Below are 21,028 nucleotides of genomic sequence, written 5' to 3' on the forward strand. Positions count from 1 at the left end.
ATGAACATCGACCTCACCATCGTCTGGGCCGGCATCATCGCGTTCGCGGTGTTCGCCTACGTCATCATGGACGGCTTCGACCTTGGCATCGGCATTCTGTTCCCGTGGATCGCCAGGGGCGAGGCGCGCAACGCAGCGATCAACTCGGTCGCCCCGGTTTGGGACGGCAACGAGACGTGGCTGGTGCTCGGCGGCGGCGGACTGCTCGCAGCGTTCCCGCTCGCCTATGCGGTAATCATGCCGGCCGTCTATGTGCCAATTATCGCGATGCTGCTCGGGCTGGTGTTCCGCGGTGTCGCGTTCGAGTTCCGTGCGCGCACCGGCCGACTGTGGATCTGGGACGCGGCGTTTGCCTTCGGCTCGACGGTGGCGGCGCTTGCACAGGGTATCACGCTCGGCGCGATCCTGCAGGGAATCACCGTTCACGGCCGCGGTTACGGCGGCGGCTGGTGGGACTGGCTGACGCCGTTCAGCCTGCTGACGGGTATCGCGGTCGTCATCGGCTACGGTCTGCTCGGCACGTGCTGGTTGATCTATCGGACGGAAGGAGCGTTGCAGGAGCGGTGCTACCGGCTCGCGCCGTGGCTCGGCGGAGCGACGCTGGCAGCGGTCGTCGCCGTCAGCGCGGCGACGCCGTTCCTCAGCTACAACTATTACGATCGCTGGCTGCGCGCACCGGGCATCTACCTGACCGCGCCCGTCCCGATCCTCGTCGGCGTTGCCGCGCTACTGTTCGTCCGCAGCCTGTCGCGGCGGGCCGAACTCGTCCCGTTCCTGCTCGCGCTCGGCGTCTTTCTGCTCAGTTTCGTCGGGCTCGGCATCAGCATGTTCCCGTATCTGGTACCGCCGTCGATCACCATCTGGGACGCCGCCGCACCGCCGGCGAGCCAGATCTTCATGCTGGTGGGCGTCGGTATCATGGTTCCGGTCATCCTTGCGTACACCGGCTATGCCTACTGGGTGTTCCGCGGCAAGGTCGGCCACGAAGGCTATCATTGAGGACGCGGGTTCTGCCACCGGGGCTAAAGCGCTGGCTGTGGTTCGTCGGCTTGTGGGCGGCGGGCGTCGCGACGGTCGGCGTCGTGTCGCTGATCCTGCGCGCCTGGATCGGGCACGGGTGAGCGATAACGAAAGGCAGCCCCTCGCCGGCCAAGCTCCGACGGACGCTTGTCTATCCTTCAGACCTCTCATCATGGAGTCTTTCGAGCAAGGCGGCGGTCAGGACGCACGTGATTGGCGAGGGCGGGCAATCGCTTGGGCCGCTTCTCCCTGGAGGCCGGGGTGCGAGTTCAAAGTTGGCGCAGGATCATAGGTAATTTCCGAAGCTAAACACCGTCGGGGATCGCCCTATGACGGACTTAGGTTTGTGGCGACGCTCTTTGAGTTTCGCGTCGGCCGCATCGGATTGCTGGCGATGATCGCCGGCAGAGGTCAATTCTATGGTCGAACCGTTGAATATCCGACCGGCTTCGGCATTGCGGCCGGACTTCGATGCCTTTTTATTTGCCAAGGTCGATGAAGTTGCGCGTGACGTTCCGTTAAGGGTCGTATCGGTGCTGGCGCGGCTCGATCTCGACCCCTGGGCCGAGGCGGCCGAGCTGACGCAAATGTCCAAGGAAACGGCGGTTGAGCGACTGACCGCCCTGTTGACCAATCTACCGGACAGTTCACCGACGGGTGCAGATTCGCGAACGATCGCGTCACGCCTGATTGGCCTGTTACCCGCTACTGCCGGGCATACCAGCGGCTGGTCGGTGCCAGACGAGGAGCGAGGCGCTCCCGTTGCAGCCAACTTTGCCCTCGTCTTCATGTTTTCAATGATCGTCGTGATAATCGTCTCCGCCATGGTTCATCTCGCCGAAGGCCCGACGCCGGGGCCAACGATGGCCACGGCCGCAAAGGCAGCAGCTCCTGTGCCGCCCATCCCGGCACGACCGTGAAGCGCGCATCGACGACGGCATCTCCGATGAACAACCCGGCACGCTGACGATGCCCTTCCAGAATCCTGCGGCACACGACCCAGAACCGGTGCCTCAGAAAGGACAGCTCCATGACCGCGCAGAAGCCTAAATCCGACGAGTTGGCGGCCGCGAAGTCGGCAGTGAAGAAATCAGCCGGCAAGGCGGGCGGCGGCAACCCATTCGAGACGATGCCCGTGGCGGACCTCGAGAAAAAACTCGGCTGGTCGGCGGACGGCCTGACCCACGCCGAGGCGACGAAGCGCCTGACGCAGTACGGTGCGAACGAGATCGTCGAGAAGAAGCAGAACGTCCTGCTGAAGCTTCTCACCTATTTCTGGGGGCCGATCCCGTGGATGATCGAAGTCGCAGTCGTGCTGTCCGCCGTCGTCGGCCACTGGGCCGATTTCGGCATCATCCTGCTGTTGCTGGTCGCCAATGCCGGGGTTGGCTTCTGGGAAGAACGCCAGGCGGGGAACGCCATTGCCGCGCTCAAGGCAAAGTTGGCGATCAAGGCCGACGTTAAACGCGATGGCAAGTGGATCACGCCGCCGGCGCGGCAGGTCGTGCCCGGCGACACGGTTCGCCTCAACATCGGCGACATCGTTCCCGCCGACGCTCGGCTGCTCGACGGCGACGAACTGTCGGTCGATCAGTCGGCCCTGACCGGCGAGTCGTTGCCGAAGACCTGCAAGGCCGGCGACCCCGTGTTCTCCGGCTCGATCGTCCGACGCGGCGAGACCACGGCCCTCGTCTATGCCACGGGCAGCGACACGTTCTTCGGCAAGACAGCGGACCTCGTCCAGACCGCGGTGACGGTCAGCCATTTTCAGACGGCCGTGCTGCGGATCGGCCGGTATCTGATCGTCCTCGCGCTGGTGATGGTCGTGGTGATCATCGCCATGGGCCTCTATCGCGGCGAGGCGATCCTGACGACGCTGCAGTTCGCGCTGGTGCTGACGGTGGCGGCGATCCCGGTGGCGATGCCGACAGTCCTGTCGGTGACGATGGCGGTCGGTGCCCGGCTGCTTGCCGAGAAGAAGGCGATCGTCAGCAAGCTCGTCGCGATAGAGGAACTGGCCGGCGTCGACGTGCTGTGCGCCGACAAGACGGGCACGCTGACGCAGAACAAGCTGACGCTGGGCGACCCGTTCTGCCTCGACAAGACGACGCCGGACGAACTCATCCTTGCCGGTGCCCTTGCCTCCCGCGCGGACAGCAAAGACACGATCGACCTCGCGGTCATCGGCGGCGTCAAGGACAAGGCGGCGCTGAAGCCATATGACGTGACGCATTTCGAGCCGTTCGATCCGGTGCACAAGCGGACCGTGGCGACCGTCACCGGGCCAGGTGGGCAGGCGTTCAAGGTTTCCAAGGGCGCGCCGCAGGTCATGCTCGCCATGGCCGCCAACGCCGACGCAGTGAAGGCAGCGTTCGACAAGGCGGTCGACGATTTCGCAGCGCGCGGCTTCCGCGCGCTCGGCGTTGCCCGCGCCGACGGCGACGGCACATGGCAGCTGCTCGGCGTTTTGCCGCTGTACGACCCGCCGCGCGACGACGCCAAGGCGACGGTGGCGACCGCAGCGGCGATGGGCGTCAAGATCAAGATGGTGACTGGGGACGCGCTCGCCATCGCCATCGAGACTGCCAAAACGCTCGGCATGGGCACAAACATCCTCGACGGTGCCATCCTCGGCGATGCCGAGACGAAGGCGACCGCGGCGGTCACCAAGTCGATCGAGAATGCCGACGGCTTCGCCCAGGTCTTTCCCGAACATAAGTTCCACATCGTCGAAGTGCTGCAGAAGAACGGCCATATCGTCGGCATGACCGGCGACGGGGTCAACGACGCCCCGGCGCTGAAAAAGGCTGACTGCGGTTTCGCCGTTTCAGGCGCGACCGATGCGGCCCGCGCCGCCGCCTCGATAGTGCTCGTGGCCCCCGGGCTGTCGGTCATCATCGATGCGCTGAAGGAGAGTCGTAAAATCTTCCAGCGGATGAACAGCTATTCGATTTACCGTATTGCGGAGACGTTGCGTGTCCTGCTGTTCATGACGGCGGCGATCGTCTTCTTTAACTTCTACCCGGTCACCGCGATCATGATCGTGATGCTGGCGTTGCTCAACGACGGCGCGATCCTGTCGATCGCTTACGACAACGTCCGCTATTCGAACCGGCCCGAGGCGTGGAACATGCGCCTCGTGCTTGGCATCGCGACGGTGCTTGGTCTGGTCGGCGTGGTGGCGGCGTTCGGCCTGTTCTACCTCGGCCTGCGTGTCTTTCACCTCGGTCATCCGCAGCTGCAGACGATGATGTACCTGAAGCTGTCGGTCGCCGGGCACCTGACCATCTTCCAGGCCCGCACCCGTGGCCCGTGGTGGTCGACCCGTCCCGCGTGGATCCTGCTGGCGGCGGTGTTGGGCACACAAGTCGTGGCGACGCTGATCGCCGTCTACGGCGCGGGACTGGTGGTGCCGCTCGGGTGGTACTATGCGGGTGTTGTCTGGGCCTATGCGATTGCGTGGTTCCTCGTGACCGACCCGGTCAAGCTGCTCGCCTATCATTTCCTTGCCCGGGCGGCGGAGGCTCCGGTTCCCGTAGTCAAGGCCAAAGATCCGGCAGCGGCGGCGACGGCAAGCCCGGCCAAGGTGGCCGTGCCGTATGATCCGGCGCCAACACCAGCTGCCACGGCAAGCGACACGAATCCGACAGCTATCGCCGCTCTCCTCGACACGCGGCTCGGCGACATTTTGGCGGCCGGGGTCTTGAAAGAGCCGCACGAGGCCGAGCATATCCTAGCAGAGGCGATCGCCGCCGCCGAGACCTCCGAGCGGAAGGGTCACGCGGCACCCGTCGCTGACGCCGAGCATCACGCGGCCAAGCCTAGGCCGCATGCCCAAACCAAAACAACGGCCGCACCCGTCGTTCCTGCCAAGAGCGGCGACCACAAGCGCGCTTCCGCGCCGAAAGGACATCGATGAAGATCCATACCGGAGATTTCCGCGTCCACGAGGACGCGACGGTCGACCTCGGCCACTGGCCGACGGAAGTCGATCCCGTCTACAAATCCAAGAAGCAGTACAAATCGCTGCTGCAGAAGCACGTCGACAAGCTCAGCGAGCTGCAGCGGCTGCACTATGCGTCCAACCGTTATGCCCTGCTCCTGATCTTCCAAGCGATGGATGCGGCCGGCAAGGACGGGGCAATTCGGCACGTCATGTCGGGGGTCAATCCCCAGGGTTGCCAGGTGTTCAGCTTCAAGCACCCGAGCGCTGCCGAACTCGAACATGATTTTCTCTGGCGCACAACGCGCGACCTGCCGGCGCGCGGCCGCATCGGCATCTTCAACCGGTCCTATTACGAGGAAGTGCTGATCACCCGCGTTCATCCCAAGATTCTGCAGGGCGAAGGTCTGCCCGATCTGCCGGCTGACGACGACAGCGTGTGGCACGATCGGTACCGCTCGATCCGCGACCTCGAGACGCATCTCCACTGCAATGGCACGCGCATCGTCAAGTTCTTCCTACATCTTTCGAAGGACGAGCAGCGGAAGCGCTTCCTCGCGCGGATCGACGAACCCGACAAGAACTGGAAGTTCAGCATGAACGACATCGTCGAGCGTGGATTCTGGAAGGAATATATGAAAGTTTATGGCGAGTGTCTCGGCGCGACGAGTAGCGAAGATTCACCGTGGTACGTCGTACCCGCCGACGACAAGGAAAATGCTCGGCTGATTGTCTCGCAAATCATCCTCGACACATTCGATGGGCTTAAAATGGCGTTCCCGAAGACAACTCCGGCCCGTCAGAAAGAGTTAGCGTCGATCCGCAAGACCTTAGAAAAGTAGCTGGCACGATAACCCCGCGTGGGTTGCCGTCGAAACCAGCTGCAGCGGCGACGTAGGTAGTTTCCGGCCCTGCTACCGCACTACTGCATCGGCTAAAAAGTCGTTTGACAGCTACGATTTTGGAATTGGTCGATGATCCGCCATACTTCGAAGATTGAGGGTTTCGCGCTGGAGGCGAGCGACGGCGCAATCGGTTCGATCAGCGATCTACTTTTCGACGACGCGACGTGGCAAATACGCTGGCTCGTGATTGATACCGGAGGCTGGCTGTCCGGCCGCAAGGTACTGCTGCCGCCATCCGCGTTGGGGCACGTTAATCATATTGGTCATCAATTTTCGGTGCGCCTGACCCAACAGCAGGTTAAAGACAGCCCGTCGGTAAATACGGACGAGCCGGTGTCCCGACAGATGGAGACCGGCCTCTATGATTATTATGGCTGGGCGCCGTACTGGTCGACTGGTTTTTATATGGGCGGTTACGGCTATGCCGGTGGCGTCGGAATGCCGCTTTCCATTCCCGCTCACGATGCAAAGGCAATGCACGGCGATCCGCGTTTACGCAGCGTCCGCGAAATCACCGGTTATCGGCTCGATGCCAACGATGGCGAAATCGGCCATGTCGCTGATGTCCTGATCGAGGATGCTGATTGGAGTATCCACTATCTCGTCGCCGACACGCGCAATTGGTGGCCCGGCAAGAAGGTCTTGATCTCGCCGAGGTCGATCGCCTCGATCGACTGGTCACCGCGGTTGGTGCATCTCATCATTAGCCGCGAACAACTAAAGGGCAGCCCGGCGTACGACGGATCGCAGGCTCTCGACCGTGCGTATGAATATGCCTTCCATGGCTATTACGACGGACACCCCGTGATCGAGCCGGTCTGACGTCGTGCTTGAAAACGTCCTGGAATTACATTGTGCCGTAACGCAATCGGAAAGCGGATCAGATCTCGATTCGCTGTGCATCGATACGATCAGGACGCTGTCGATGGATGCGGTAGAGGAGGCCGAATCCGGCCACCCCGGCACGCCGATGGCGTTGGCCCCTGTAATCCATACGCTGTGGCAGCGTTTCCTGCGTTTCGATCCTGCCGACAGCGAATGGCCGAACCGCGACCGCTTCGTGCTTTCGAACGGTCATGCCTCGATCATGCTCTATTCAATCCTATTCCTCACCGGCGTCCGCAACCGGCATCAGGAGCCACTGACCCTCGACGACATCGAGGCGTTCCGCAGCCTTGGCAGCCGGTGCCCTGGTCACCCTGAGCATGGGCTCACCCCCGGCGTCGAGACGACGACCGGACCGCTCGGTCAGGGGTGCGGCAACAGTGTCGGCATGGCGATCGCCGGCCGCTGGCTCGGCGCGCGCTTTAACCGTCCCGACTTCCCGCTGTTCGACCACGACGTCTATGCGTTCTGTGGCGACGGCGACATGATGGAAGGCGTCAGCAGCGAGGCCGCGGCACTCGCCGGCCACCTGATGCTTGGCAACCTTTGCTGGATCTACGACCGCAACCGCGTCACCATCGAAGGCCACACCGATCTCGCGTTTACTGAAGACGTCGCGGCCCGGTTCCTCGCCTATGGCTGGAACGTCGAACAGGTCGGCGACGCAAACGATACCGACGCTCTCGCTGCTGCGTTTGCCAGTTTTCGCGCCCGCGCCGACGTGCCGACGCTGATGATCGTCGACAGCCATATTGGCTACGGCGCGCCGCACAAGCAGGACACCAGCGCCGCCCACGGCGACCCGCTCGGGCCCGATGAAATCCGCCTCGCCAAGCGCCGGTATGGCTGGCCGGAGGACGCGAAGTTTCGCGTGCCGGACGGTGTCGAGGCACATTACCGCGCCGGCATAGGGGCCCGCGGCGGTGCCCTCGAGGCCGCGTGGCGCGATCTGCTGGACGGCTATCGGACCGCCCATCCCGACGAGTCGGAGGCGCTCGACCTGATTCTCGCCGGCACGCCGCCTGCCGGTGTCGCCGACGATCTCCCGGCATTTCCGGCCGATGCCAAGGGTCTAGCCACCCGTGAGACATCCGCAACCGTCCTCAACGCCATCGCGCAGCGCTATCCGGCACTGCTCGGTGGTGCCGCCGATCTCGCGCCATCGACCAAGACCCAGCTGAAGTTCGCCGGCGTCGGCGACTTGGAAGCACCGAACCCAGGCGGTCGCAACCTTCATTTCGGCATCCGCGAACATGCGATGGGCGCAATCGTCAGCGGTATGGCCCTGTCGGGACTGCGCCCCTACGGCGCGACTTATCTCGTCTTTTCCGACTATATGAAACCGGCAATCCGGCTTGCGGCGTTGATGGCATTGCCGGTGATCTACATTCTAACGCACGACTCGATCGGCGTTGGCCAGGACGGACCGACGCACCAGCCGGTCGAGCAATTGGCGGCGCTGCGCAGCGTCCCTGATCTGCTGACCTTCCGGCCGGCCGACGCTAACGAAGTTGCGCACAGCTGGCGCGCCATCGTCGGATTAAATCAACCGGCGTGCCTCGTTCTGACCCGGCAGGCGGTGCCGACGCTCGATCGCGGCGTCTACGCCGATGCGGCAGGCGTGGCCCGCGGCGCCTATGTGCTGGCCGGTGACCCCGACGCCAACCCGGCGTTGATCCTGATCGCCACGGGCAGCGAAGTCGCTCTGTGCATTGCGGTGTTCGAAACGCTCAGCGCCGAGGGCGTCGCGGTGCGCGTCGTCAGCATGCCGTGCTGGGAACTGTTTGAGTCGCAGGACCAGGGTTATCGCGACTCCGTCCTGCCGCCAGGCGTGCGCGCGCGCGTCACCGTGGAGGCGGCAGCGCCGCTGGGGTGGGACCGCTACGCGGGTGCTTCGGGCACGATCATCGCCATGCGCAGCTTCGGCGCATCGGCCCCGATCGGCGACCTGATGCAAAAGTTCGGCTTCACGACGCAGGACGTGCTCGCGGCGGCGCGCGAGCAGCTGGCCGCCGGATGAACGCTCCGACAGCGCCGACACCTGCGCCGCATGCGGTGGTCGGCGACCCCTGCACGATCGTCCTGTTTGGTGCCGGCGGCGACATGACCAAGCGCCTGATGGTGCCGGCGTTGTACAATCTGGCGCGAACTGGCGTGCTGCCGCAGGATTTCGCGGTCATCGGAGTCGATCTTGCGTCGGGGACGGACAAGAGCTGGTGCGACAGCCTGCATGCCATGCTCGCCAGCTTCGTCGGTGACGATCACGCCGAGTTTCGCATCGACCGGATCGACGAAGCCGTGTGGCAGGGGCTCACCGACCGGATGACGTATCTTCAAGGCGATATGACGAAGCCGGAGCTTTACGGCGACGTCACCGCGGCACTCGAGGTCGCTCAGATACGGCACAAAACGCGGGGCAACGCCATTTTCTATCTCGCCGTCGCCGGCGATTTCTTCGCTACCGTCGTGACCGAACTTGCCGCCGCGAAGCTGACCGAGGATGCGGGTACTGGCTACTGGCGCCGGGTCGTCGTCGAAAAGCCGTTCGGCCATAGCCTCGCGTCGGCCCAAACGCTCAACCGCAATATCCTTTGCACGCTCCGCGAAGACCAGATCTTCCGGATCGACCATTTCCTCGGCAAGGACACGGTGCAGAGCATCATGGCGCTGCGCTTTGCTAACGGCATGTTCGAACCGATCTGGAACCGCGACCGCATCGACCACGTCCAGATCACCGTCGCAGAGACCGTGGGGGTCGAGACACGCGGCAAATTCTATGAGGTCACTGGCGCGCTGCGCGACATGGTGCCTAACCATGTCTTCACGCTGCTTTCGATGATCACGATGGAGCCGCCGACCGGTTTCGATGCAGCGTCGATCCGGTCGCGCAAGGCCGACGTCTTCGCGGCGATGGCCACGGCCCAGCCGGCCCAGGCCGTGCGCGGCCAATATGCTGCCGGCACGGTGCGCGACCGTCCCGTTGTCGCCTATCGCGACGAACCCGAAGTCGCTTCGAACTCCACGGTCGAAACCTATGTCGCGATGGAACTCACAATCGACAACTGGCGCTGGGCCGGCGTGCCCTTCTACTTCCGCACCGGCAAGCACCTGTCGGCGCGCAGCACCGAAGTCGCCATCAGCTTCAAGCAGGCACCGTTCGCTGCGTTCCGCGACACGCCGGTTGCCAGTTTGCGACCGAACTGGCTGGTACTTCGTATCGCGCCGGACGAGGGTATCTCACTGCAGTTCGAGGTCAAGCGGCCGGGTCCAGTCGTCGATCTTGCGGCGGTCAAGATGGATTTTCATTATGCCGAGTGGTTCGCAAAGGAGCCAAACGTCGGCTACGAGACGCTGATCCGCGATGTCATGATCGGCGACCAGACGCTGTTCATGCGCGCCGACATGGTCGAGCAGGGGTGGCGCGTCGTCCAGCCCGTGCTCGACGCCTGGGCCGCCGCGCCCGCCGGTCCGGAGCTGTACGCGTCGGGCGGCAACGGACCGACCGCGGCCAATGCCTTGCTGGCGCGGAGCGGGCGTGAATGGCGCGCGATCGGCACACCAGCATGATGCGCGAATTTTCGACTGCGATCGTCGACACCGCGCCGCCGCTCATCGTCGCCGCTTCGGTTCTGGCAGCTGATTTCGGCAGGCTCGCTGATGAAGTGCGCGCCGTCGATGCCGCCGGTGCCGACTGGATCCACGTCGATGTCATGGACGGGCGCTTCGTACCCGAAATCACCATCGGGCCGCGCGCGGTCGCCGCTATCCGTAGGGCCACGTCCAAGCCGCTCAACGTCCATTTGATGATCGTCGAACCCGACCGGCAGATCGCCGCATTCGCCGGCGCCGGTGCCGACCATATCCTCGTCCATGCCGAAGCAACCGCCACCGTTCACCTCCACCGAGTGCTCGGCGAGATACGGGCGGTCGGGTGCAAGGCCGGCGTCGCCCTAGACCCCGCCAGCCCGGTGGCGATGATCGAATATGTACTCCAGCTCTGCGACATCGTCATGGTCATGACGGTCAACCCCGGTGCCGGGGGCCAGTCGTTTTTGCCCGAAATGTTGCCCAAGATCCGGCACCTGCGCGCCTTGTGCAACGCCCGCGGCCTCGCCCCGATCATCGAGGTTGACGGTGGCCTCGACGGCGACACGACTGGCCTCGCCGTGGCCGCAGGTGCCCGCGCGATCGCCGCGGGCAGCGCGATCTTCGAATCTCCCGATTACGCCGAGGCAGTCGCCGGCCTGCGCCGATCGAAGCCTCCGGCAGGGGTCGGCCGGGTGCTCGACGCTCCACGCGCGGTTCTACCACGGCCATGACCGGCGCCGGCGTCATCCTGACGCTGAACGGCGGCTCGTCGAGCATTAAATTTGCGCTGTTTGCGGCGCAAACTCCGCTTGTTCGGGTCGTGTCTGGTGCAGTGGAGGGCATCGGATCGGCGAACCCTCAGCTCCGAGTGGCAGGAAAGCCGGCAACGGCCATAGCTGCAACCTCCGACCACGACAGCGCCGGGGAACTGGTGCTAGTAGAAGCAGAACGGCAGGTCGCCGGATGCAAGTTGATCGCCGTCGGCCACCGCATTGTCCATGGCGGGCCGGTCTTCGTGCGTCCGCAGCGCATCGGACCGGCCATGCTCGCGGCATTGCGTCGGCTCAGGCCGCTCGATCCTGAACATCTGCCGGTCGAGGTGGCGCTGGTGATGGCCGCAATGCGCCGCTTTCCCGACATTCCTCAGGTCGCCTGTTTCGACACCGCGTTTCATCATACCATGCCGCGTGTCGCGAAACTGCTGCCGATCCCGCTGCACTATGCCTCCGAGGGCGTTATTCGCTACGGCTTTCACGGCCTCTCCTACACCTATCTGCTGGGCGAGGTGGAGCGACTAGATGGTGCCGCGGCGGCGCGGGGGCGGATCGTCATGGCGCATCTCGGCAGCGGTGCGAGCCTCGCGGCAGTCTATGACGGTAAGCCGGTCGACACTAGCATGGGCTTCACGCCGGCATCGGGGGTGCCGATGGGCACGAGGTGTGGAGACATCGATCCGGGACTTGCCGCGTACCTCGCGCGCACTGAAACGATCAGCACTGCAGCGTTTGATCATATGGCGAACTTCGAGTCCGGCCTGCTCGGTCTGTCGGAAACCAGCGCCGACATGCGCGAGTTGCTGGCGCGCGAGGCGACCGACCCGCGCGCCGCCGACGCTGTGTTGTCGTTTTGCTATGCGATCAAGCAACGGATCGGTGCTTTTGCCGCCACGCTTGGAGGCATCGATTCGCTGATCTTTAGCGGCGGAATCGGTGCCAATACGCCGGCGATCCGCGCCCGGGTCTGCGACGGTCTGGGCTTTCTCGGTATCGTCGTCGATGCCCGCCGCAACGCCGACGGCGCGGCCATCGTCTCGCCCGACGCCGGCGCGGTTGTCGTCCGTGTCATGCCGACCGACGAGGAAGTCGTGATCGCGCGCGCGGCCCGAGACCTGACCGACGGCGTCGCCGAGCCATCGACTGCGACGCCGTAAGTAGTTTCCGATGCTCGCCGTCGGAGGCCTACGGTCGCTAGCTGCCCGGGAAACGTGATCGGCTCATCGGATGGAGCATGGGTCGCTGGAGGAACGGATGCAAATCGGAATGGTCGGCCTTGGCCGCATGGGGCTCAACATTGGCCTCCGCCTGTCCGCCGCCGGCCATGATTGCGTCGTCTGCGATCATCACCCGGAAGCGGTCGCAGCCGCGGTCGCCGGCGGAGCCAAAGGCGCAGACGATGTGCCTGCCATGCTGGCCCTCCTGGCCTCTCCGCGCGTCGTCTGGCTGATGATCCCCGCCGCTGCAGTCGACAGCGCGATCGACAAACTGGTCCCGTTGCTGACCGCCGGCGATATTATCGTCGACGGCGGCAACAGCAACTATCACGACGACCTCCGTCGCGCTGCGGCACTGTGGGCAAACGGTATCCACTACGTCGACGTCGGGGTGAGTGGCGGCGTCTGGGGCCGCGACCGCGGTTTCTGTCATATGATTGGCGGCGAGGACGATATCGTCGGACATCTCGATCCGATCTTCCGGTCGCTGGCGCCGGGCGTGACGGTTGCCGCGCGGACGCCCGGCGTAGTCGGTGAACCGAGTGATGCCGAACAGGGCTATCTCCATTGCGGCCCGACCGGTGCCGGACACTTCGTCAAGATGGTCCACAACGGCATCGAATACGGGATGATGGCGGCGCTCGCTGAGGGGTTGAACATCCTTCATCACGCCGATGCCGGTGCGGCTAACCGCGCGCTCGATGCCGAAACCGCGCCGCTGCGCCACCCCGAACTGTATCGCTATCATTTCGACATCGCCGCCATCGCCGAGATGTGGCGGCGCGGCAGCGTTGTCTCGTCTTGGCTGCTCGATCTGGCAGCAGCGGCGCTGCTTCAGAACCCGAGCCTCGACAGCTTCGCCGGCGGTGTATCCGATTCCGGCGAGGGGCGCTGGACGCTGCAGGCGGCGATCGACGAGGGCGTTCCGGCGCCGGTGCTCGCCAACGCGCTGTTCGCCCGGTTCGGATCGCGCGGCGAGGCCGAGTATGCCGACCGCGTCCTCTCGGCGCTGCGCTTCGGCTTCGGTGGCCATCTCGAAAAGCCGGCGGCCACGCCGGCCCAGAATTGAAGGTGCCCGCCATGCCCGCGACTGCCGCACTTAGCGCACTCGGCCAGAGCCTTTGGCTCGACAATATTACCCGCGACCTGCTCGATAACGGCACGCTTCAGGTCTATATCGATACCCTCTCCGTCACCGGGCTGACCTCGAACCCGACGATCTTCGACAAGGCCATCGCCGGCAGCGCCGCCTACGACGCGGAAATCCGGCAGCGCCATGCGGCGGGTGGGAGCGACGAAGACCTGTTCTTCAATCTCGCCATCGCCGACCTGCGGCGCGCCGCCGACCTGTTCGCGCCGGTCCATGCCGCGCGCTGCGGTGTCGACGGCTTTGTCTCGCTCGAGGTGTCGCCCCGGCTCGCGCATGATACCGACGCCACCATAGCGCAGGCCAAGGCGCTCCACGCCCGCGCCGCGCGCGCCAATCTGTTCATGAAGATTCCCGGCACCGCAGAGGGATTACCGGCCATTTCCGAATGCCTGTGCGCCGGTGTGCCGGTCAACGTCACGCTGCTGTTCTCGGTCGGACAATACCGCGCCGCGGTCGACGCCTGGCTGACTGGCCTCGAACGGCGCGTCGAGATGGGGATGGCACCGGATATCGCCTCGGTGGCGTCGCTGTTCGTCAGTCGCTGGGACGTCGCAATCGCCGACAAGGTCGACCCGTCGCTGCGCAACACGCTGGGGATCGCCGTCGCCGGACAGGTCTACCGCGCCTATCGCGAAATGATGGCGTCCGACCGTTTCCAGCGGCTGCAGACTCTCGGCGCGCGGCCGCAGCGGTTGTTGTTCGCCAGCACCGGCACCAAGGACCCCGGAGCATCGGACACGCTCTATGTCGACGCGCTGGCAGCTCCGAACACGATCAACACCATGCCCGAGAAGACGTTGCGTGCATACTGCAAGGACGGTCGGCAGCCGCTTGCGATGGTCCATGATGCAGGCGCGGCCGATGCCATGGTCGCGCGACATGCCGCTGCCGGGATCGATATCGATGCGCTCGGCACGCGGTTGCAGGACGAAGGCGCGGGTTCGTTCGTCGCGTCGTGGGAGAGCCTGCTCGCGGCTGTGGCCGCCAAGCGGGCAGCGGCGTGACTCCGAGCCCCGCCTGGGCGGCGCTGACCGCGCATCATGCCCGCGTCAAGGATACGCACCTGCGGGGCTTGTTCGCGGAAGACGAGGGGCGGGCGGCTAGCTTCTCGGCGGAGGGCGCGGGCCTGTTTCTCGACTATTCCAAGAACCGCGTCACCGATGAAACGCTGGTGCTTCTGCTTGAGCTCGCCGCCGAGCGCGACGTCACGGGGCGCCGCGATGCGATGTTCGCGGGCGAGCACATAAACACCAGCGAGGATCGCGCTGTACTTCACGTCGCGTTGCGGGCACCGCCAGGTGAGCGGCTGACAACCGGCGGCATCGATGTCGTGCCCGATGTCCACCGCGTCCTGGCGGCGATGGCGCGTTTTGCTGAGGGCGTGCGCAGCGGCGACCTGACCGGTCACGGCGGCCAGCGTTTCAGGACGATCGTCAACATCGGCATCGGCGGATCCTACCTGGGTCCCGAAATGGCCTGTTTCGCCTTGCGCGAATTTCGCGATCCGAGCCTCGATTTCCGCTTCGTCGCCAATGTCGACGGGGCGGCGTTTACGGCCGCTACGGCAGACCTCGACGCCGCCACGACCCTGTTCATCGTCGCCTCCAAGACCTTCACGACACTTGAGACTATGGCCAACGCCGCCGCCGCGCGCGCTTGGCTCGTCGAGCGGCTCGGCAGTGACGCCGCCGTTGCGAGCCACTTCGCCGCGGTCTCGACCAACATTTCTGGTGCCGTTGCTTTCGGGATCGACCCGGCACGCGTCTTCGGTTTCTGGGACTGGGTCGGCGGCCGCTATTCGATCGACAGCGCCGTCGGGCTGTCGACGATGATTGCGATCGGCCCCGAAAACTTCCGGGCGATGCTCGGCGGCTTTCATGCGATGGACGAGCACTTCCGGACTGCGCCACCCGCCGCTAATCTGCCGATGCTGCTGGGGCTAATCTCGACCTGGTACAATAATTTCTTCGGTGCCCAGACGCTCGCAGTAATTCCCTATGCCGCCGATCTGGCGCGGTTTCCGGCGTACCTCCAGCAGCTGCAGATGGAGAGCAACGGCAAGCACGTCGACCTTGCCGGACGCGCGGTCGGTTGCGACACCGCGCCAATCATCTGGGGCGAGCCGGGCACCGACGGCCAGCACAGCTTTTTCCAGCTGCTCCACCAGGGCACGCGGCTGGTGCCGTGCGACCTCATCGGCTTCTGCCGGCCGATGAGCGCGCTGACGGATCAGCACGACCTGCTGATGGCCAGCCTGTTTGCGCAGGCCGAGGCGCTCGCCTTTGGCCGGACGGCGGCGGCGCTGGCGGCGACGGGTTCGCCCGCCGCCCAGACGCCGTTCCGCGTTACGGAGGGCAACCGACCGACCAACGTCATCCTCGCCGACCGGCTCGACCCGGCAACGCTCGGGGCGCTAGTCGCCCTCTACGAGCACAGCGTTTTCACCCAGGGTGCGATCTGGGGGATCGACAGTTTCGATCAATGGGGCGTCGAATTGGGCAAGGACCTGGCGGGTGCTATCATTCCCGAACTCGACCGCGATGCCGAGCCTGCGCTCGCGCGTGACTCGTCGACCAATGCCCTTATCGCGCGCTATCGGAAGCGGCGCGGATGACCAGCGACACCCAAGGCTATAAGCAACAAGCCGGTGAAGCGGCAGCGGCGCTGGTCGAACCGGGCATGGTCGTTGGCCTCGGCACTGGCACGACGGCGATTTTCGCGATCCGCTCGATCGCGGCACGGCTAAGAAGCGGCGAATTGACCGACCTCGTTGCAGTGGCGACGTCGGTCGCGACGTCCGCGGCGGCTAAGGCTCTTGGCATTCCGCTGCTCGCGGATGATATGCCTCGCGCTATCGATCTGACCATTGACGGTGCCGATGAAGTCGATGCGTCACTCGATCTGATTAAGGGCGCAGGCGGCGCGCTGGTGCGCGAAAAGATCGTCGCGCAGGCGAGCGACCGGGTCGTCATCGTTGTCGACGCCAGCAAGGTTTCAGACGTGCTCGGCATCCGGGCGCACCTCCCGGTCGAGGTGCTCGTGTGGGGCTGGCAAGCGCAGGTGCGCTTTCTCGACAGCCTCGGTGCCACGGCTGCAGTGCGCGAGACGGATAGCCACCGCTACGTCACGGACGGCGGCAACCTGATCATCGATTGCGGCTTCGGCACCATCACGGATCCGGCCGGCCTTGCGGCAGTGCTCGAGGCGCGCGCCGGAATCGTTGGCCACGGCCTGTTCGTTGCGATTGCCAGCGAAGTCATCGTCGCCGGGCCGAGCGGCATCCACCATCGTTACCGCACGCCTGGGTAGTTTCCGACCCTGCATTGCAGGCACGGCAGCGATTACGCCGCTCAACGCCACCTCCGCGGTGGCTGTGCGCTGTTTACGACAGGATGATCGCGATGATGCTCGATGAACCTCGCACCGCCCCGGCTGATGAGCCCGAAACAGCCCTTGGCGGCACTGACGAACTGCGGCTGATCGATGCCTATTGGCGAGCGGCTAACTATATCTCGGTCGGGCAGATCTACCTCTATGACAACCCGCTGCTGCGCCGGCCGTTGACGCTCGCCGACGTCAAGCCGATGGTCGTCGGTCACTGGGGAACGACGCCGGGCCAGAACTTTATCTACGTCCACCTCAACCGGGTCATCAAGAAGTTTGATCTCAACATGATCTATGTCGCCGGCCCCGGTCACGGCGGGCCGGCCATCGTCGGCAATGTCTGGCTGGAGGGCAGCTGGACCGACATCTATCCGAACGTCGGTCGCGACGAGGCCGGCATGAAGGCGCTGTTCAAGCAGTTCTCGTTCCCGGGCGGCATTTCAAGCCACGTCGCGCCGACGACGCCAGGGTCGATCCACGAGGGCGGCGAACTAGGCTATTCGCTCAGCCACTCGTTCGGCGCGGTATTTGACAATCCCGGGCTGATCGTCGCTTGCGTCGTCGGCGACGGCGAAGCCGAGACCGGGCCGCTCGCCACGTCGTGGCAGTCGAACAAGCTGCTTGACCCCGTCACCGACGGCGCGGTCCTGCCGATCCTGCACCTCAACGGCTACAAGATCAGCAATCCGACGCTGTTGGCGCGGATTCCGCACGACGAACTCGACGCGTTCCTGCGCGGCTGCGGCTGGAACCCTCATTTCGTCGAGGGCGACGACCCGGCGACGATGCATGGACGCATGGCCGAGGTACTCGACGAGGTCGTAACCGAAATCCGCACGATCCAGCAGGCCGCCCGGAACGACGGTGCGATTAGCCGTCCCGCGTGGCCGATGATCGTGCTCAAGTCACCCAAGGGCTGGACCGGGCCGAAGGTCGTCGATGGCCTGAAGATCGAAGGCACGTTCCGCGCCCATCAGGTGCCGCTCCTCGTCGATATAGCGCACCCGGCGCATGTCGCGATGCTCGAAAGCTGGATGAAGAGCTACCGCGCCGAGGAGCTGTTCGACGCCCAGGGCTGCTTAATTCCGGAGCTAGCGGCGCTTGCCCCGAAAGGTCTGCGCCGGATGGGGTCGAATCCGCACGCTAATGGGGGGCTCCTGCTGTGCGACCTCGCGATGCCCGATTTCCGCGATCAAGCCGTCGCCGTACCCGCGCCCGGGGCGTGCGAGGGCCATGACATGGTCGTCCTCGGTCGTTTCCTGCGGGATGTCGCGTTGTTCAACAAGGAGCAGCGTAATTTCCGTGTGTTCGGTCCCGACGAGACGCTGTCCAATTTGCTCGGCGCGGTGTTCGAGGCAACCGATCGGCAATGGGATACCAGCACGGTCCCTGGCGACGAGTTCCTCGCGCGGGATGGCAGGGTGCACGATTCGATGCTCAGCGAACACCAGTGCGAGGGGTGGCTGGAGGGTTATCTGCTGACCGGTCGCCACGGCCTGTTCAACAGCTACGAGGCGTTCATCCGCATCGTCGATTCGATGTTCAGCCAGCACGCCAAATGGCTCAAGGTCTGTGCCGAGCTGCCGTGGCGGCGGAGCATTTCATCGCTTAACTATGTCCTTGCCTCGCATGTCTGGCAGCAGGATCACAACGGCTTCACCCATCAGGACCCCGGCTTCCTCGACCACGTCATCAACAAGAAGGCCGACATCGTCCGGGTCTATCTGCCTCCCGACGGCAACTGTCTGTTGTCGGTCATGGATCACTGCCTGCGCAGCCGCGACTATGTTAACGTCGTCGTCGCCAGCAAACACGCCCGGCCGCAATGGCTGACAATGGAGGACGCAGTCATCCATTGTACCAAAGGCATCGGCATCTGGCGCTGGGCGAGCAACGACGAGGACGCACGGCCGGATGTCGTGATGGCCTGCTGCGGGGAGACGCCGACGCTGGAGGTCCTAGCTGCAGTGTCGATCCTGCGCCAGCACCTCCCTGAACTCAAGATCAGGGTGATCAACGTCGTCGACCTGATGCGGCTGCAGCCCGCGTCGGAGCACCCGCATGGGCTGTGCGAGGCCGATTACGACGCGCTGTTCACCCGCGACGTGCCGATCGTCTTCGCGTTCCACGGCTACCCGTGGCTGGTCCACCGGCTGACCTATGCGCGCGCCAACCGCAACCTCCATGTCCGGGGCTACAAGGAGGAAGGCACGATCACGACGCCGTTCGACATGCGCGTCCAGAACGACCTCGACCGCTTCCATCTGGTCGAGGACGTCATCGACCGGGTGCCGGGCCTCGGCTCGCGCGGTGACTATCTGCGTCAGGAAATGCGCGACAAGCTGATCGTGCACAAAAACTATGTCGATACCTGCGGCGAGGATATGCCCGAGATCCGCGACTGGAAATGGGGCACGCCACCGGAAGAGTCCGCGACATGACCGCGGAACTCGTCGACACCGCACGGTTGCTGGTCGCCAGCGGCAAGGGCCTGCTCGCCATGGACGAGAGTAACAGCACCTGCGATCGTCGCTTCGCCGAAGTCGGCATCCCGCAGACCGCGGAGTTCCGCCAGCGTTACCGTACCTTGTTAATCACCACGCCGGAGCTGGGCGAGGCGATCAGCGGCGCGATCCTGTCCGACGAAACGATCCGTCAATCGGCGCCCGATGGCCGACCGTTCGTCAGCCTGCTCGCCGATCGCGGCATGGTGCCGGGGATCAAGGTCGATCGCGGCACCCATGCGCTCGCGCTTCACCCCGGCGAGACGGTCACCGAAGGCCTCGATGTTTTGGGCGACCGGTTGCGCGAGTACGCGACGCTTGGCGCGCGCTTCGCCAAGTGGCGAGCCGTCCTCGCCATCGGGGACGGTCTGCCGAGCCTTGCCGCTATCGCCGTCAACGCCCATGCCCTCGCTCGCTATGCGGCGCTGTGCCAGGCCTGCGGGATCGTGCCGATCGTCGAACCCGAAGTGTTGATGACCGGTAACCATTCGTCGGCGCGTAGCGGGGCCGCCACCGAGACGGTGCTGCGCGCCGTGTTCGCCGCGCTGGTCGAACAAGAGGTTGCACTGGAGGCGATGATCCTCAAGCCCAACATGGTCCTTGCCGGCAGCGACTGGCCCAGCGAGGCGACGGCCGAGATGGTTGCAACCGAGACGTTGTCCTGTCTGCTGCGAACCGTGCCGGCGGTAGTCGCAGGGGTCGCCTTCCTGTCCGGCGGTCAGTCGGGCCCGCGCGCCGCCGAGCGCCTCGATGCGATCAATCGCCGACGATCGCTGCACAGTTCGCGCGCGCCGTGGCCGCTGGTTTTCTCCTTCGCCCGCGCCATCCAACATCCGGGGCTACAGATTTGGCAGGGGGACGATGCCAATGTCGCTGCCGCACAGGCAGCGGTTAGACACCGCGCTCTTTGCAGTCATGCCGCCATCCACGGCCGTTACGACGACGCGATGGAAGGGGAAGCGTCATGAATGTCCTCTCCAGCAAGCCTGAACCGCTGAAGATCTATTTCGTGCGGCACGGCGAGACGGCTTGGTCGTTGACGGAGCAGCACACGGGCAGGACCGATCTTCCGCTGACTGCGCATGGCGAAGCGGAGGCGCGCGCGCTGGCTCCGACGTTGCACGATATCGCCTTCGCCCATGTCCTGACTAGCCCATTGCAGCGCGCCCGGCTGACCTGCGCGTTGACCGGGCTGGCCCCCGCAGCGGTGGTCGAGCCCGATCTCCTCGAGTGGAACTACGGCGAGTATGAAGGGCTGCGCTCGGTCGACATTCGCAAGCAACGACCCGGCTGGTCGCTGTTCGACGATGGCTGTCCCGGTGGTGAAATGCCGGACGAGGTGGCTGCCCGTGCCGACCGGCTGATCGCCAAGTTGGGCGGCCTGACCGGCAACGTCGCCGTATTCAGTCATAAACAGTTCGGCTGTAGCCTGGCGGTGCGGTGGATCGGTCTCACTATCGCCGAAGGACAGAGGCTGGGATTGGCTACCGCGTCGCTGAGCATACTCGGCAGCGACGATCATCACGCCGAAACCCGCGTGATCGACACGTGGAACTTCGTTCCCGGCAGGTTCGCCGCGGCGCCCTATCCGGTGCCGCCGAGCACGCATAGGTAATTTCCGAAGCTGCCCGCGGCGCGCGCCGAACTCTAGACCCTTCT

General features: G+C 64.8%; 17 protein-coding genes. All 17 read left to right on the forward strand.

Features of this window, described 5'->3' with window-relative positions; all coding sequences use genetic code 11:
- Positions 1-999: a cytochrome d ubiquinol oxidase subunit II gene (cydB, locus tag KTC28_RS19775; protein WP_223132365.1), complete on the forward strand. Its 999-nt coding sequence runs from the start codon at positions 1-3 to the stop codon at positions 997-999.
- Positions 996-1,121 carry a DUF2474 family protein gene (locus KTC28_RS19780; protein ID WP_216711166.1) on the forward strand — a complete coding sequence of 42 codons (126 nt, stop codon included), beginning with the start codon at positions 996-998 and terminating at the stop codon, positions 1,119-1,121. Before cydB ends, KTC28_RS19780 begins: the two co-directional genes overlap by 4 nt.
- Before the next feature lie 318 nt (positions 1,122-1,439).
- Positions 1,440-1,940 (forward strand): hypothetical protein, encoded by a 501-nt coding sequence (locus KTC28_RS19785; RefSeq protein WP_216711165.1) that lies wholly within the window; start codon positions 1,440-1,442, stop codon positions 1,938-1,940.
- A gap of 110 nt (positions 1,941-2,050) precedes the next feature.
- A complete protein-coding gene (locus KTC28_RS19790; RefSeq protein ID WP_216711164.1) occupies positions 2,051-4,939 on the forward strand; it encodes a plasma-membrane proton-efflux P-type ATPase in 2,889 nt (962 codons plus the stop codon).
- On the forward strand, positions 4,936-5,805 hold the full coding sequence (locus KTC28_RS19795; RefSeq protein WP_216711163.1) for an ADP-polyphosphate phosphotransferase: 870 nt from the start codon (positions 4,936-4,938) through the stop codon (positions 5,803-5,805). Before KTC28_RS19790 ends, KTC28_RS19795 begins: the two co-directional genes overlap by 4 nt.
- A gap of 132 nt (positions 5,806-5,937) precedes the next feature.
- Entirely contained in the window at positions 5,938-6,690 is a 753-nt protein-coding gene (locus KTC28_RS19800) for a PRC-barrel domain-containing protein (RefSeq protein WP_216711162.1), read from the forward strand.
- A gap of 103 nt (positions 6,691-6,793) precedes the next feature.
- Positions 6,794-8,773, forward strand: coding sequence for a transketolase (gene tkt / locus KTC28_RS19805; RefSeq protein WP_216711161.1), 1,980 nt, complete (start codon positions 6,794-6,796; stop codon positions 8,771-8,773).
- A complete protein-coding gene (gene zwf, locus KTC28_RS19810) occupies positions 8,770-10,320 on the forward strand; it encodes a glucose-6-phosphate dehydrogenase (RefSeq protein ID WP_216711160.1) in 1,551 nt (516 codons plus the stop codon). Before tkt ends, zwf begins: the two co-directional genes overlap by 4 nt.
- Positions 10,320-11,072 carry a ribulose-phosphate 3-epimerase gene (gene rpe, locus KTC28_RS19815; protein WP_216711173.1) on the forward strand — a complete coding sequence of 251 codons (753 nt, stop codon included), beginning with the start codon at positions 10,320-10,322 and terminating at the stop codon, positions 11,070-11,072. Before zwf ends, rpe begins: the two co-directional genes overlap by 1 nt.
- The gene (locus tag KTC28_RS19820) at positions 11,069-12,271 is read left to right on the forward strand and encodes an acetate/propionate family kinase (protein ID WP_216711159.1); all 1,203 of its coding nucleotides are present in this window, start codon (positions 11,069-11,071) and stop codon (positions 12,269-12,271) included. The genes rpe and KTC28_RS19820 overlap by 4 nt, the downstream gene beginning before the upstream one ends.
- Before the next feature lie 97 nt (positions 12,272-12,368).
- Entirely contained in the window at positions 12,369-13,400 is a 1,032-nt protein-coding gene (gnd, locus tag KTC28_RS19825; RefSeq protein ID WP_216711158.1) for a phosphogluconate dehydrogenase (NAD(+)-dependent, decarboxylating), read from the forward strand.
- 11 nt (positions 13,401-13,411) lie between these two features.
- Entirely contained in the window at positions 13,412-14,485 is a 1,074-nt protein-coding gene (gene tal / locus KTC28_RS19830) for a transaldolase (protein ID WP_216711157.1), read from the forward strand.
- On the forward strand, positions 14,482-16,095 hold the full coding sequence (pgi, locus tag KTC28_RS19835; RefSeq protein ID WP_216711156.1) for a glucose-6-phosphate isomerase: 1,614 nt from the start codon (positions 14,482-14,484) through the stop codon (positions 16,093-16,095). Before tal ends, pgi begins: the two co-directional genes overlap by 4 nt.
- Positions 16,092-16,790, forward strand: a complete 699-nt coding sequence (rpiA, locus tag KTC28_RS19840; protein ID WP_216711155.1) for a ribose-5-phosphate isomerase RpiA — start codon at positions 16,092-16,094, stop codon at positions 16,788-16,790. The genes pgi and rpiA overlap by 4 nt, the downstream gene beginning before the upstream one ends.
- 95 nt (positions 16,791-16,885) lie before the next feature.
- Positions 16,886-19,306 carry a phosphoketolase family protein gene (locus KTC28_RS19845; protein WP_216711172.1) on the forward strand — a complete coding sequence of 807 codons (2,421 nt, stop codon included), beginning with the start codon at positions 16,886-16,888 and terminating at the stop codon, positions 19,304-19,306.
- Positions 19,303-20,337: a class I fructose-bisphosphate aldolase gene (locus KTC28_RS19850; RefSeq protein ID WP_216711154.1), complete on the forward strand. Its 1,035-nt coding sequence runs from the start codon at positions 19,303-19,305 to the stop codon at positions 20,335-20,337. Before KTC28_RS19845 ends, KTC28_RS19850 begins: the two co-directional genes overlap by 4 nt.
- Positions 20,334-20,984, forward strand: a complete 651-nt coding sequence (locus KTC28_RS19855) for a histidine phosphatase family protein (protein WP_216711153.1) — start codon at positions 20,334-20,336, stop codon at positions 20,982-20,984. The genes KTC28_RS19850 and KTC28_RS19855 overlap by 4 nt, the downstream gene beginning before the upstream one ends.
- Positions 20,985-21,028 lie beyond the last annotated feature (44 nt).

The sequence above is a fragment of the Polymorphobacter megasporae genome (genome assembly GCF_018982885.2).
GTDB lineage: Bacteria > Pseudomonadota > Alphaproteobacteria > Sphingomonadales > Sphingomonadaceae > Polymorphobacter_B > Polymorphobacter_B megasporae.

Bases quoted from the DNA above. Each gene is read 5' to 3' on its own strand.
- cydB (WP_223132365.1), top strand. From the start codon at position 1: ATGAACATCGACCTCACCATCGTCTGGGCCGGCATCATCGCGTTCGCG.
- KTC28_RS19785 (WP_216711165.1), top strand. From the start codon at position 1,440: ATGGTCGAACCGTTGAATATCCGACCGGCTTCGGCATTGCGGCCGGAC.
- KTC28_RS19790 (WP_216711164.1), top strand. From the start codon at position 2,051: ATGACCGCGCAGAAGCCTAAATCCGACGAGTTGGCGGCCGCGAAGTCG.
- KTC28_RS19795 (WP_216711163.1), top strand. From the start codon at position 4,936: ATGAAGATCCATACCGGAGATTTCCGCGTCCACGAGGACGCGACGGTC.
- KTC28_RS19800 (WP_216711162.1), top strand. From the start codon at position 5,938: ATGATCCGCCATACTTCGAAGATTGAGGGTTTCGCGCTGGAGGCGAGC.
- tkt (WP_216711161.1), top strand. From the start codon at position 6,794: ATGGATGCGGTAGAGGAGGCCGAATCCGGCCACCCCGGCACGCCGATG.
- zwf (WP_216711160.1), top strand. From the start codon at position 8,770: ATGAACGCTCCGACAGCGCCGACACCTGCGCCGCATGCGGTGGTCGGC.
- rpe (WP_216711173.1), top strand. From the start codon at position 10,320: ATGCGCGAATTTTCGACTGCGATCGTCGACACCGCGCCGCCGCTCATC.
- KTC28_RS19820 (WP_216711159.1), top strand. From the start codon at position 11,069: ATGACCGGCGCCGGCGTCATCCTGACGCTGAACGGCGGCTCGTCGAGC.
- gnd (WP_216711158.1), top strand. From the start codon at position 12,369: ATGCAAATCGGAATGGTCGGCCTTGGCCGCATGGGGCTCAACATTGGC.
- tal (WP_216711157.1), top strand. From the start codon at position 13,412: ATGCCCGCGACTGCCGCACTTAGCGCACTCGGCCAGAGCCTTTGGCTC.
- rpiA (WP_216711155.1), top strand. From the start codon at position 16,092: ATGACCAGCGACACCCAAGGCTATAAGCAACAAGCCGGTGAAGCGGCA.
- KTC28_RS19845 (WP_216711172.1), top strand. From the start codon at position 16,886: ATGCTCGATGAACCTCGCACCGCCCCGGCTGATGAGCCCGAAACAGCC.
- KTC28_RS19850 (WP_216711154.1), top strand. From the start codon at position 19,303: ATGACCGCGGAACTCGTCGACACCGCACGGTTGCTGGTCGCCAGCGGC.
- KTC28_RS19855 (WP_216711153.1), top strand. From the start codon at position 20,334: ATGAATGTCCTCTCCAGCAAGCCTGAACCGCTGAAGATCTATTTCGTG.